This is a genomic window from Kitasatospora sp. NPDC096140 (assembly GCF_040303045.1).
GTDB lineage: Bacteria > Actinomycetota > Actinomycetes > Streptomycetales > Streptomycetaceae > Kitasatospora.
The window spans coordinates 71,283-83,378 of sequence record NZ_JBEOUW010000041.1; the positions used below are offsets into that span (position 1 = coordinate 71,283).

Annotated in this window: 12 protein-coding genes, 1 pseudogene and 1 riboswitch; of the genes and pseudogenes, 5 read left to right on the forward strand and 8 right to left on the reverse strand. The window is 72.0% G+C overall.

All coding sequences use genetic code 11. From position 1 onward, the window contains the following. Window positions 1-28: 28 nt before the first annotated feature. From ABT048_RS32580 to thrC, 5 genes are all read right to left on the reverse strand, one after another. Entirely contained in the window at window positions 29-385 is a 357-nt protein-coding gene (locus ABT048_RS32580; RefSeq protein ID WP_350525165.1) for a DUF8819 family protein, read from the reverse strand. A 112-nt stretch (window positions 386-497) separates the two neighbouring features. Continuing rightward, window positions 498-2,120 carry a chaperonin GroEL gene (gene groL, locus ABT048_RS32585; RefSeq protein ID WP_350525166.1) on the reverse strand — a complete coding sequence of 541 codons (1,623 nt, stop codon included), beginning with the start codon at window positions 2,118-2,120 and terminating at the stop codon, window positions 498-500. 335 nt (window positions 2,121-2,455) lie between these two features. Continuing rightward, window positions 2,456-2,659 (reverse strand): cold-shock protein, encoded by a 204-nt coding sequence (locus tag ABT048_RS32590; RefSeq protein ID WP_030289665.1) that lies wholly within the window; start codon window positions 2,657-2,659, stop codon window positions 2,456-2,458. Window positions 2,660-3,197: 538 nt separating this feature from the next. Further along, window positions 3,198-3,476: a ubiquitin-like small modifier protein 1 gene (locus ABT048_RS32595; protein WP_350525167.1), complete on the reverse strand. Its 279-nt coding sequence runs from the start codon at window positions 3,474-3,476 to the stop codon at window positions 3,198-3,200. A gap of 68 nt (window positions 3,477-3,544) precedes the next feature. Continuing rightward, the gene (gene thrC, locus ABT048_RS32600) at window positions 3,545-4,825 is read right to left on the reverse strand and encodes a threonine synthase (RefSeq protein ID WP_350525168.1); all 1,281 of its coding nucleotides are present in this window, start codon (window positions 4,823-4,825) and stop codon (window positions 3,545-3,547) included. Between the two features lie 16 nt (window positions 4,826-4,841). Next, window positions 4,842-4,977: riboswitch (SAM riboswitch) on the reverse strand. A gap of 147 nt (window positions 4,978-5,124) precedes the next feature. Between thrC and ABT048_RS32605 the strand changes: the two genes are divergently transcribed. Beyond that, window positions 5,125-6,153 (forward strand): glucosyl-3-phosphoglycerate synthase, encoded by a 1,029-nt coding sequence (locus ABT048_RS32605; protein WP_350525169.1) that lies wholly within the window; start codon window positions 5,125-5,127, stop codon window positions 6,151-6,153. Window positions 6,154-6,191: 38 nt separating this feature from the next. After that, a complete protein-coding gene (locus tag ABT048_RS32610) occupies window positions 6,192-7,676 on the forward strand; it encodes an alpha,alpha-trehalose-phosphate synthase (UDP-forming) (RefSeq protein WP_350525170.1) in 1,485 nt (494 codons plus the stop codon). Here the strand turns inward: ABT048_RS32610 and otsB are convergent. Further along, a complete protein-coding gene (gene otsB / locus ABT048_RS32615) occupies window positions 7,663-8,502 on the reverse strand; it encodes a trehalose-phosphatase (RefSeq protein WP_350525171.1) in 840 nt (279 codons plus the stop codon). The two genes, ABT048_RS32610 and otsB, sit on opposite strands and share 14 nt — an antisense overlap. Before the next feature lie 51 nt (window positions 8,503-8,553). Beyond that, window positions 8,554-8,781, reverse strand: coding sequence for a DUF3263 domain-containing protein (locus tag ABT048_RS32620; protein WP_350525172.1), 228 nt, complete (start codon window positions 8,779-8,781; stop codon window positions 8,554-8,556). Window positions 8,782-8,882: 101 nt separating this feature from the next. Here ABT048_RS32620 and ABT048_RS32625 point away from each other — a divergent pair, with 101 nt between their 5' ends. After that, entirely contained in the window at window positions 8,883-9,233 is a 351-nt protein-coding gene (locus tag ABT048_RS32625) for a cupin domain-containing protein (RefSeq protein WP_350525173.1), read from the forward strand. Between the two features lie 79 nt (window positions 9,234-9,312). On the opposite strand, the gene ABT048_RS32630 is transcribed toward ABT048_RS32625, so the two are convergent. Beyond that, entirely contained in the window at window positions 9,313-10,593 is a 1,281-nt protein-coding gene (locus ABT048_RS32630) for an extracellular solute-binding protein (RefSeq protein ID WP_350525174.1), read from the reverse strand. Between the two features lie 325 nt (window positions 10,594-10,918). Between ABT048_RS32630 and ABT048_RS32635 the strand changes: the two genes are divergently transcribed. Both ABT048_RS32635 and ABT048_RS32640 read left to right on the forward strand, forming a co-directional pair. Next, window positions 10,919-11,866: an ROK family protein gene (locus tag ABT048_RS32635; protein WP_350525175.1), complete on the forward strand. Its 948-nt coding sequence runs from the start codon at window positions 10,919-10,921 to the stop codon at window positions 11,864-11,866. Next, window positions 11,863-12,096 (forward strand): annotated as a pseudogene (locus ABT048_RS32640) (N-acetylglucosamine-6-phosphate deacetylase); the annotation flags it as partial. The gene ABT048_RS32635 and the pseudogene ABT048_RS32640, both read left to right, overlap by 4 nt.

Below are 12,096 nucleotides of genomic sequence, written 5' to 3' on the forward strand. Positions count from 1 at the left end.
GGACCAGCTTCCCCCGGACCGGATTTCCTCAGACCAGCTTCCCGACCGGCGCCACCACCGCGCCCTGCTTGCCGCACACCCAGTGCGGCTCCGGCCCCAGCTCGGGCTCCACGCTCAGCGCGTGCGGGTCCCCGTCGGCCGCGCACCCGGTGCACAGCGGCCAGCGCCCGTACGCCTCCAGCAGCGCGTCCTGGACGTCCTGGGCGACCAGCCCGAGCACGTACTCGGTGCCGTCCGGCCACTGCTCCAGCCACCAGCGGCGGTGCGTCACCGCCTGCTCCACCAGCGAGACGACGGCGGCGTCCGCCACGTCCCGCGCGGTGAGGTCGGCCAGGATCAGTGCCCGCGCGTTGTGCAGGGCGGTCTCGATGTCGTCAGCTGCCATCCGTCCATTCTCCGTCGGCGCGCCGGAACGCGGAAACGCCGCGTGGGCGGCTCCCCGAAGGGAACCGCCCACGCGGACGAGGAACGAACCGATCCGATCGAAGCGATCAGGATCAGAAGTCCATGTCACCGCCCGGCATGCCGCCGCCGGCGGCCGCGGAGGCCTTCTCCGGCTTGTCGGCGATGACGGCCTCGGTGGTGAGGAACAGCGCCGCGATGGAGGCGGCGTTCTGCAGCGCGGAGCGGGTGACCTTGGCCGGGTCGATGATGCCCGCGGCGACCAGGTCGACGTACTCGTTGGTGGCGGCGTTCAGGCCGTGACCGGCGGGGAGGTTGCGCACCTTCTCCACCACGACGCCACCCTCCAGGCCGGCGTTGGTCGCGATCTGCTTGATCGGGGCCTCCAGCGCGACCTTGACGATGTTGGCACCGGTGGCCTCGTCGCCGTCCAGCTCCAGCTTGTCGAAGGCGACACCGGCCTGCAGCAGGGCGACGCCACCACCGGCGACGATGCCCTCCTCGACGGCGGCCTTGGCGTTGCGGACGGCGTCCTCGATGCGGTGCTTGCGCTCCTTGAGCTCCACCTCGGTGGCCGCGCCGGCCTTGATGACGGCCACGCCGCCGGCCAGCTTGGCGAGGCGCTCCTGGAGCTTCTCGCGGTCGTAGTCCGAGTCGCTGTTCTCGATCTCGGCGCGGATCTGGTTCACGCGGCCCGCGACCTGCTCGCTGTCGCCGCCACCGTCGACGATGGTGGTCTCGTCCTTGGTGATGACCACCTTGCGGGCGGTGCCCAGCAGGTCGATGCCGGCGTTCTCCAGCTTGAGGCCGACCTCCTCGGAGATCACGGTGCCACCGGTGAGGATGGCGATGTCGCCGAGCATGGCCTTGCGGCGGTCGCCGAAGCCCGGGGCCTTGACGGCGACGGACTTGAAGGTGCCGCGGATCTTGTTCACGACCAGGGTCGACAGGGCCTCGCCCTCGACGTCCTCGGCGATGATGACGAGCGGCTTGCCGCTCTGCATGACCTTCTCCAGCAGCGGGAGCAGGTCCTTGACCGAGCCGATCTTGGAGTTGGCGATGAGGATGTACGGGTCCTCGAACGTCGCCTCCATGCGCTCCAGGTCGGTGGCGAAGTAGGCGGAGATGTAGCCCTTGTCGAAGCGCATGCCCTCGGTGAGCTCAAGCTCCAGGCCGAAGGTGTTGCTCTCCTCGACGGTGATGACGCCTTCCTTGCCGACCTTGTCCATGGCCTCGGCGATCAGCTCGCCGATCTGGGTGTCGGCGGCGGAGATGGAGGCGGTGGAGGCGATCTGCTCCTTGGTCTCCACGTCCTTGGCCTGGGCCAGCAGCTGGTCGGAGACGGCCGCGACGGCCTTCTCGATGCCGCGCTTCAGGGCCATCGGGTTGGCGCCGGCGGCGACGTTGCGCAGACCCTCGCGAACCAGGGCCTGGGCGAGCACGGTGGCGGTGGTGGTGCCGTCACCCGCGACGTCGTCCGTCTTCTTGGCGACCTCCTTGACGAGCTCCGCACCGATCTTCTCGTACGGGTCTTCGAGCTCGATCTCCTTGGCGATGGAGACACCGTCGTTGGTGATCGTGGGGGCGCCCCACTTCTTCTCCAGCACGACGTTGCGGCCCTTGGGGCCGAGCGTGACCTTCACTGCGTCGGCGAGCTGGTTCATGCCACGCTCAAGGCCGCGGCGAGCTTCCTCATCAAAGGCGATGATCTTGGCCATCAGAAGTGGTCCTCCGGGACACGGTCGACTGCTCGGACCAAGGGGTGCCCGCGACGGACGGCCCTGGTGTGCGGGGGTCTTTTCCCCTACCGCTCCCGGGGGCCTCACCGACCCGGTCCGCTGTCACTCTCACGCTGTGAGTGCTAACGCCAATGATTAGCACTCCGGGTGGTCGAGTGCAAGCCCAATCGCCAACCCGCGAGCCGCCGCTGGGACCACCCCGGGGGGCCGCCCGGGAACGGCGACGGGCCCGTACGACGCGTGTCGTACGGGCCCGTCGAGAAGCGAGCGGTCACCAGCCGTGGGCCGCGCCGAGCTCCTGGAGTCGGAAGGGGTCAGACCGCCGCGCGAACCATGTCCGCCTGCGGGCCCTTCTGTCCCTGGGAAATCTCGAACTCGACCCGCTGGCCCTCCTCAAGGGTGCGGTAGCCGTCCATCTGGATCGCGCTGTAGTGGACGAAGACGTCCGCACCACCGTCGACCGCGATAAAGCCGTAGCCCTTCTCCGCGTTGAACCACTTGACGGTGCCCTGAGCCATTCCGAACTCCCCTAGTGCTGTGCTGGCCCTTCACGCGCCCGCAGGTCGCGGGCCCGGGTTGGTTGACGGCCCACCCGGGGAACCCCCCCTGGGCGCAGCCGTGCACGCCGCAACCGTCCGCACGGAACGCCCAACGGGCTCCGGTGAGCGGGTGATTGCGTCGACCGCCGCTGAATGTATCCGGACCGAAGCCCTCTGCAACAGGGTCAACCGCCGGTAATTCCGCCCCGCCGGCAAGGGACACGACGGGCCGAATCGGAAAAATCTCGGCATTCCACGCGGGACATAGCGGACGAATTACCCAAATCCCCGCGGTAATTCTGACATCGGCCTGACATGTTTCACGGCCCGGTCCCATCGGCCGGGCCCTGCCCGGCGGAACGCCGCGAACGGCCGAGAGGGAACCCCTGTTCCCAACCGAGCGACACTCTACTCCGACTCGACCCGGAAATATTCCCGCCGGAATGCAACCGGCCGCCCGTACATACGGAGAGCGGAATTCCGTACGTACGGGCGGCCGAATGGCGCGCGGGACGGCTCAGCAGCCGCCGGCCACCGCCGGAATGATCGAGACGCCGGCGCCGTCCTCGATCTCGGTCGCCAGGCCCTCGGCGAAGCGCACGTCGTCGTCGTTCACGTAGACGTTGACGAAACGGCGCAGCTTGCCGGTGTCGTCCAGGATGCGGGCGGAGATGCCCGCGTGGTTCTTCTCCAGGTCGGCGATGACCTCGCCCAGGGTGGCGCCCTCGGCGGTCACCTCGGCGGCGCCGCCGGTGTAGGTGCGCAGGATGGTGGGGATGCGGACGTTGGCGCTCATGACTCTCCTTGCGGGGGTGCGGCCCTGCGGGGCAGCGGTCGGGGCGGGCACGGGGCCGGCGGCGTGGTTCAGGCGGACGCGAGGCCGGCGGCGCGGAACGCGTCCAGCGTCGGGCGGATGACGGCGCTCATCCCGGCGTCGGACACGGCGTCCAGGGTCTTCAGGCCGTCGCCGGTGTTGATCGCGACGGTCTCCTTGGCCGGGTCCAGCTGCCCGGTCTCGACCAGCTTCTTCAGCACGCCGACGGTCACCCCGCCCGCGGTCTCGGCGAAGATGCCCTCGGTCCGCGCCAGCAGCCGGATCGCCGCCACGACCTCGGCGTCCGTGACGTCCTCCACCGCGCCGCCCGTGCGGCGGGCGATGTCCAGCACGTACGGGCCGTCGGCCGGGTTGCCGATCGCCAGCGACTTGGCGATGGTGTCCGGCTTGACCGGCTTGATCACGTCCCGGCCGGCCTTGAAGGCGGCCGACACCGGGGAGCAGCCCTCGGCCTGGGCGCCGAAGACCCGGTACGGCCGGTCCTCGACCAGGCCGAGCTTGATCAGCTCCTGCAGCCCCTTGTCGATCTTCGTCAGCTGGGAGCCCGAGGCGATCGGGATCACGATCTGCTCCGGCAGCCGCCAGCCGAGCTGCTCGCAGATCTCGTACGCCAGCGTCTTGGAGCCCTCGCCGTAGTACGGCCGCAGGTTGACGTTGACGAAGCCCCAGCCCTCGCCGGCCGGGTCCCCGATCAGCTCCGAGCAGAAGCGGTTCACGTCGTCGTAGTTGCCCTCGATGCCGACCAGCTCGCCGCCGTACACCCCGGCCATGACGACCTTGCCCTGCTCCAGGTCGTGCGGGATGAACACGCAGGACCGGAAGCCGGCCCGGGCGGCCGCCGCGCCCACCGCACCGGCCAGGTTGCCGGTGGAGGAGCAGGACAGCGTCGTGTAGCCGAACGCCCGCGCCGCCTCGATGGCGCAGGCCACCACGCGGTCCTTGAACGAGTGCGTCGGGTTCCCGGAGTCGTCCTTGATGTGCAGCTGCGCGGTGAAGCCGAGCTCGCGGCCCAGGTTGTCCGCCTTCACCAGCGGGGTCCAGCCCGGGTTCAGGTTGGGCTTGGACGCCACGTCGGCCGGCACCGGCAGCAGCGGCGCGTACCGCCAGACCGAAGTCGGGCCGGCCTCGATCCGCTTGCGCAGCTCCTCGGCGCCCTCGCTGCCGAACTCGTAGGCGATCTCCAGCGGGCCGAAGCACTCCAGGCACGCGAAGCTGGGACCGAGCGGGAAGCGGGTTCCGCACTCCCGACAGGACAGGGCGGCGGCGGGGCCGAGGTCCACGGAAACGGGTGCGGCAGTGTCGATAGCCATGACGGCGAGGCCTCTCTCCTCATCTTCCCCGCAGCGCGGACGCGCCACAGGCCGGAATTGGCACCTGTCCCGCCGGGGCCTGTCGTCGACAGCCGCGCGAGAAGGTTGCCGGGACGTCAACGGGCCGTTCCCTCAGTCCCTCTGGATGAGCTTGTGAAATTGTGGTGGTGCTCGACGGCGACCCCGGCGTGCATGGGTCCTACCGCTGTACGAAGACTGTATCCGAAGGCGCCAATCCTGAACGGGACCGTCCGCCACGCGAGATGACCCGTCCCACCCGACCCGCCGAGGAGACTTCCGTGCCCGCCGAACCGACTCCCGAGCTCCTCCCGCAGGCGGCGTCCTGGCTGCGCCGCCGCTCCTGGAGCGCGGCCGACCGGCCGGTCGACACCCTCCTCGCGGCCAAGGAACGCACCGGCCGCACGATCAGCGTCGTCCTCCCCGCCCTGGACGAGGAGGCCACCGTCGGCGACATCGTCCGCACCGTCCGCCGCGAGCTGATGGAACGCCTCCCGCTGGTCGACGAACTCGTCGTGGTCGACTCCGGCTCCACCGACGCCACGGCCGAGGCCGCCGCCGAGGCCGGCGCCCGGGTGGAGCACCGCGACGCCATCCTGCCCCGGCTGCCCGCCGCCCCCGGCAAGGGCGAGGTGCTCTGGCGCTCGCTGCTGGTCACCCGCGGCGACATCGTCTGCTTCGTGGACGCCGACCTGCGCGAGTTCGACCCGGCCTTCGTCTCCGGCATCGTCGGGCCGCTGCTGACCGACGAGTCCATCCAGCTGGTCAAGGCCATGTACGACCGCCCCCTCGAAGTCGCACTGAGCGGCTCCGCCGCGGGGGACCGCGCCGCCGTCCTCCCGGCCGGCGGCGGCCGGGTCACCGAACTCGTCGCCCGCCCCCTCCTCAACCTGCACTGGCCGGAACTCGCCGGTTTCGTCCAACCCCTCGGCGGCGAGTACGCGGCCCGCCGCTCACTGCTCGAACGGCTGCCCTTCCCCACCGGCTACGGCGTCGAACTCGGCCTGCTCGTCGACGCGTTGGAGCTGGTCGGCCTGGACGCCCTGGCCCAGGTGGACGTCGGCGTCCGGCACCACCGCCACCAGGACGGCCAGGCCCTCGGCCGGATGGCCGCCACCATCTACCGCACCGCGCTCGAACGCCTCGACCGCGCCCACCGGCTCAAGGCCTCCGCCGACCTGGTCCGCCCGGAGCTCACCCAGTTCGCCCGCGACCCGGAGACCCGTGCCTTCCTCGCCCACACCCACCCGGTGACCGCCCTGGAACGCCCCCCGATGCACACCGTCCCCGAATACGCCACCCACCGATGACGGGTTTGCCACGCCGGGCGCCCGGCAACATGCCAACCATGGGCGATCTCACGACCGAACGTTCGAGTGCGACCGGCACCGCCCCCGTCCTGGTGGCCTCCAACCGGGGACCGGTGTCGTTCAGCACCGCCGACGACGGCACGCTGACCCTGCGGCGCGGCGGCGGGGGCCTGGTCTCCGGCCTCTCCGCCATCGACGACCCGAACGCCGTCTGGGTCTGCGCGGCCCTCGGCGCCGCGGACCGCAGAGCCGCCGCGGAAGCCCCCGACGGCCGCCTCGACCTGGCCGGCCACAACGTCGGCGGGCAGGCCGTCCGAATGCTGGACATCGACCCCGAGACCTTCGCCCGCGCCTACAACGGCGTCGCCAACTCCACCCTCTGGTTCGTCCACCACCTGCTCTACGCGACCCCCACCGCCCCCGCCTTCGACGCCGACTTCCGCACCGAATGGGCCGCCTACCGGGCCTACAACGCGGCCTTCGCCGAGGCGCTGGCCACCGAGGCCGCCCCGAACGCCGCCGTCCTCGTCCAGGACTACCACCTGTCCCTGGCCCCGGCGCTGCTCCGCGCCGCCCGCCCCGACCTGCGGATCGGCCACTTCTCGCACACCCCCTGGGCCCCGCCCGAGTACTACCGGATGCTCCCCGACGACGTCGCCCGCGCCGTCCTCACCGGCATCCTCGGCGCCGACCGGGCCGGCTTCCTCACCGAACGCTGGGCCCGCGCCTTCGCCGCCTGCTGCGCGGACCTCCTCGGCGCCGACGTCGACCACGAGGCGCTCACCGTCACCCTCGACGGCCGCACCACCGCCCTCGGCGTCCACGCCCTCGGCGCCGACGCCGACTTCCTGCGCGAACGCTCCCACCGCCCCGACGTGGACGAACGCCTCGCCGCCCTGCGCGAGGCCGTCGGCGAGCGCCGCACGATCGTCCGGGTCGACCGCACCGAGCTGAGCAAGAACATCGTCCGCGGCCTGCTGGCCTACCGGCACCTGCTCCGCACCCGCCCCGAGTGGCACGACCGCGTGGTCCACATCGCCTTCGCCTACCCGTCGCGGACCGACCTGGCCGAGTACCGCAACTACACGGCGCAGGTCCGCGAACTCGCCGACGCCATCGACACCGAGTTCGCCACCCCGGACTGGCAGCCCCTGATCCTGCACGTCGACGACGACTTCCCGCGCTCCCTCGCCGCCTACCGCCTGGCCGACGTCGCCCTGGTGAACCCGATCCGGGACGGCATGAACCTGGTGGCCAAGGAGGTCCCGGTCGTCTCCGACCGCGGCTGCGCCCTGGTCCTCTCCCGGGAGGCCGGCGCCCACGCGGAACTGGCCGACGACGCCCTGACGGTCAACCCGTACGACGTCATCGCCACCGCCGACGCCCTGCACACCGCGCTGACCATGCCCGAGGAGGAGCGCGCCGGCCGCACCAAGCGCCTCGCGGCGGCGGCCACCGCACTCCCCCCGCAGCAGTGGTTCCTCGACCAGCTCAACGCGCTGGCCCCGCTCAACTCCCGGTGAGGGCCTCCCCCAACGCCGCCAACAGCTCCACCACCCCGGCCGGCCCCGCGACCACCAGGTCCGCGCGGTCGGCCAGCTCCTTCACCGGCGCGTCCCCGACCGCCGCGCTGCACACCAGCAGCCCGGCCAGCCCGTCCCCGCGCAGCTCCTCCACCGCCGCGAACGCCGCCACGTCCCCGAGGTCGTCGCCCGCGTACAGCACCGACCGGGCGCCGCGCTCCCGCAGGAACCCGGTCAGCGCCGCACCCTTGTCCACCCCCGGCGGCCGGAGCTCCAGCACCAGCCGTCCGGGCTCCACCACCAGCCCGTACTCGGCGGCCAGCTCCGCCACCGGCGCCCGCAGCAGCTCCAAGGTCTCCTCGGGCGCCGCCGTACGCCGCGTGTGCACCGCCACCGAGCGCCCCTTGTCCTCCACCCACACCCCCTCGGGTGCCCCCACCCGTGCCGCCACCAGCGGCAACGCCTCCCGCGCCCCGGCCACCCCCGGGTGCACCTCCGGCGCCGTCACCTCGCCGCCCTCCCAGCGCTCGGCCCCGTAGTGCCCGAGCACCACGACCCCCGGCACCCCGGCCAGCCCGCCGTACTCCACCGCCAGCGCCGCCGGCCGCCCCGTCACCACCACCACGGCCCCGACCGCCGGGGCCAGCACCCGCAGCGCCCCCGCCACCCCCGGATGCGCCCTCGCCTGCCCGGGGTCGGCCACGATCGGCGCCAACGTCCCGTCGAAGTCCAGCCCGATCACCGCGTCCCGGGGCGCCCGCAGGATCGCGCGCACCCCGTCCCGCCCGGCCTCGGTCCCCGGCACCCACGTCTCTTCGAATCCCATACCGAGGCCCATACCCCCCGGCCGCCCGCAGCCCACCCCTTCACCGGCTCCCTAGCGGGCCGCCCGTCGAGCGGCCCGGATCCGCCGCAGCCGATTGACCAGCACCGGTGCGTGCGCCAGCGCTTCCTCCCGGTCCAGCAGCGCGTTCAGCAGCTGGTAGTACCGCGTGGAGGAGAGCCCCAGCTCCTCCCGGATGGCCCGCTCCTTGGCCCCCGCCGTCCGCCACTGGCGCCCCTCCAGCGCCAGCACCGCCCGGTCCCGCTCACTCAGCTCGCCCACCGCGCACACCTCCGCCGACCACTACGGAGTGTCATTCTCCCGCGCGACCCCGACACACAGTGCTCGCCCCACCGCTCTCCGGCCCCGGCTAACGTCACCCCATGACCACGCCCAGCTTCGTCCTGAACATCCCCGCGGCCGACCTCGAACCCGACCCGCTCGACCCGTCCCAGATCGTCTCCGGCACCCCCGAGGTCACCGGCAGGGTCCTCTCCGAGTCCGCGGACGGCCGCCAGCTGCGCGGCCTCTGGCAGATCACCCCCGGTGTGGTCACCGACGTCGAGGCCGACGAGATGTTCGTGGTCCTCAGCGGCCGGGCCACCATCGAGATCGAGGGCGGCCCGACCCTGGAGGTCGGCCCCGGCGACTGCGCGGTGCTGCGCGAGGGCGACCGCACCACGTGGACGGTCCACGAGACCCTCCGCAAGGCCTACGCGATCACGCTCCCCTGAGCGGAGACGCACCGAGGCCCGGCCCCGAACCACCGGGACCGGGCCTCCGCGGCACGGCGTGGGCCGGACGACGGGGCCCCTACTTGCGGACCCGCGCCGCCTCCTTGACCGCCGCGTCCTGCAGCCCCCCGAGCACCTGCTTCGGGTCCCCCGTCACGGCCTGCCCGATCCCCGCCTTGATCCGGTTGCTGACCTCGCCCCAGGCCGGGTCCCCGAACGGGTAGAAGCTCGCGTTGGTCAGCCCGACCGCGAACTGCTTGAGGTCGGCGTGCTTCGGGTCCGTCGTCATCTGGTTGAACGCGTCCTGGGTGACCGGCAGCAGGTTGTACTGCTCGTCGAACTTCAGCTGGTTGTCCCGGTTGTAGACGAACGACAGGAACTTCTTGATCTCGTTCTTGTGCCCGTTCGCCTTGAACGCCATCATCCAGTCCGCGACGCCGAGGCTCCCCGTCCGGCCCACGCCGTCCTTCTTCGGGATCGGCGCCGTCCCGAAGTCGATGTTCCCGGTGGTCGCCATCCGCAGCAGCGTCGGATGCCCGTTCAGCATCGCGACCTTCCCGGCGGCGAAGTCCTGGAACACCGGGGTGCGGTTCATCTTCCCCGGGTCCGGGTACGTCAGGCCGGTGCTCACCAGGTTGCTCTTCAGCCAGCCGAAGGTGGCCTGGTTCTGGGCGCTGTCGATGGTGTAGTTGCCCACGTCGTCGGAGATGCTCCCGCCGCCGCTCAGCGTCCACAGCATGGACTCCGCGGGCGCCTCCTCCGGCCCCAGCGGAAGCCCGTACGAGGTCACCCCCGGCACCTTGGCCTTGATCTTCTCCGCGTCCTGCTTCAGCTCGCTCCAGGTGGCGGGCGGCTGCGCGATCCCCGCCTGCCGGAACACCGCCTTGTTGTAGAAGAGCACCCGTGACGAGGACACGAACGGGATCCCGTACTGGATGCCGAGCACCTGCCCGGCGTGCGCGAAGCCGTCCAGGAAGTTCGCCTGGGCGTCCATCGTGAGCACGTCGGACGCCGGGTACAGCCGGTCCGCCGCGACCTGGTCGGCGAAGCCGCCGGTCTGCAGCAGGTCCGGCGACTTCCCGGCCGCGATCATGTCGTCGACCTTCTTGCCGATCTCGGTCCAGCTGTCGACCTCGACGCTGACCTTGATCCCGGGGTTGGCGGCCTCGAAGTCCTTGGCGACCGCGTCCCAGTAGCGCTTGGAGCCGGTCTCCTGGTTCTCCCCGTAGTCCGCGGCGACCAGCTTGAGGGTGACGGTCCCGTCGCCCTGCCCGCTGCACGCGCCGACACCGGTGAGTGCCACCGCTCCGGCCAGCACACTGCCGAGCACACGGGTGGGAACGTGGACGCGCCTGTTCAACGCGGGTACCGCCTTAGGGGAAGAACTGCCGCCGGAACGAGGGATTCCGGCAGGGGGGAGGCGCCACACTGCCAAACCGGCGGAGCACTGGTCCACACCACTGGGCCACCCCGCCGCAATGGTTACCGAAGTGCCCCGGGTCGTTGCGCGATGCGCAACACCGGCGCCCCCGAGCACCTCCCGGACAACCCCCGGACACCCCCCGTACGCCCCCGCCCAAAGCCCCGCACACCCCCGCAGCTGCGACAAAGCTCACCCAGTATGGACCAGACCAATCCGACAACTGGACTAGACCTCTTCTATCCACCAAGGGAAACTGTCCTCCGTGAAGCACGTCATCGCACTCGATGTAGGCGGCACCGGCATGAAGGCCGCGCTGCTCGCCCAGGACGGCTCCGTGCTGTTCGAGGCACGCCGACCGACCGGGCGGGAGCACGGCACGGACGCCGTCGTCGCCGCCATCCTCGACTTCGCCACCGACCTGGCCGAGGAGGGCCGCCGCCGCTTCGGCGTCGCCCCGCTCGCGGCCGGGGTGGCCGTTCCGGGCACGATCGACGAGAAGAACGGAATCGCGGTCTTCTCCGCCAACCTCGGCTGGCGGGACCTCCCCCTGCGCACGCTCCTCGGCGGGCGGCTGGCCGGTCCCGACGGCACCGCGATGCCGGTGGCGCTCGGCCACGACGTGCGTTCGGGCGGCCTGGCCGAGGGCCGGCTCGGCGCCGGCCGGGGCGTCGACCGCTTCCTGTTCATCGCCCTCGGCACCGGCATCGCCGGCGCCATCGGCATCGGCGGCCGGATCGAGGCGGGCGCGCACGGCTACGGCGGCGAGATCGGCCACGTCGTGGTCCGCCCGGGCGGACCACCGTGCGGCTGCGGTGCCCGCGGCTGCCTGGAGACCCTGGCCTCCGCCTCCGCCGTCTCGCGCGCCTGGGCCGAGGCCAGCGGCGACCCCGACGCCGACGCGGCATCCTGCGCCGCCGCGGTGGACGCCGGGGACGACCGCGCACTCGCGGTCTGGCAGCGGGCGGTCGACGCCCTGGCGGACGGCATCGTCCTCGCCCAGAGCCTGCTCGACCCGTCCACGGTGATCGTCGGCGGCGGGCTCGCCGAAGCCGGCGACACCCTCTTCACACCGCTTCGCGCGGCGGTCACCGAGCGCCTGACCTTCCAGATGCCCCCGAAGGTCGTTCCGGCCATGCTCAAAGACACCGCCGCGTCCCTGGGCGCGGGCCTGCTCGCCTGGGACCTGCTCTCGATGGAGGTGACCGCGTGACCACCGCGGACCGTGACCGTACTGTCCTGGCCGGTGCCCGGCTGGTCCTGCCCGGCGGTGTCGTCGAGGACGGCCGCCTGACCGTCCGGGGCGACCGGATCTCCGCCCTCACGAACGGCACGTTCGGCGGCGCCGCCGAACCCGGCGACCTCGACCTGACCGGTCACACCGTCGTCCCCGGCTTCGTGGACCTGCACGTCCACGGCGGCGGCGGCGCCTCCTACGCCTCC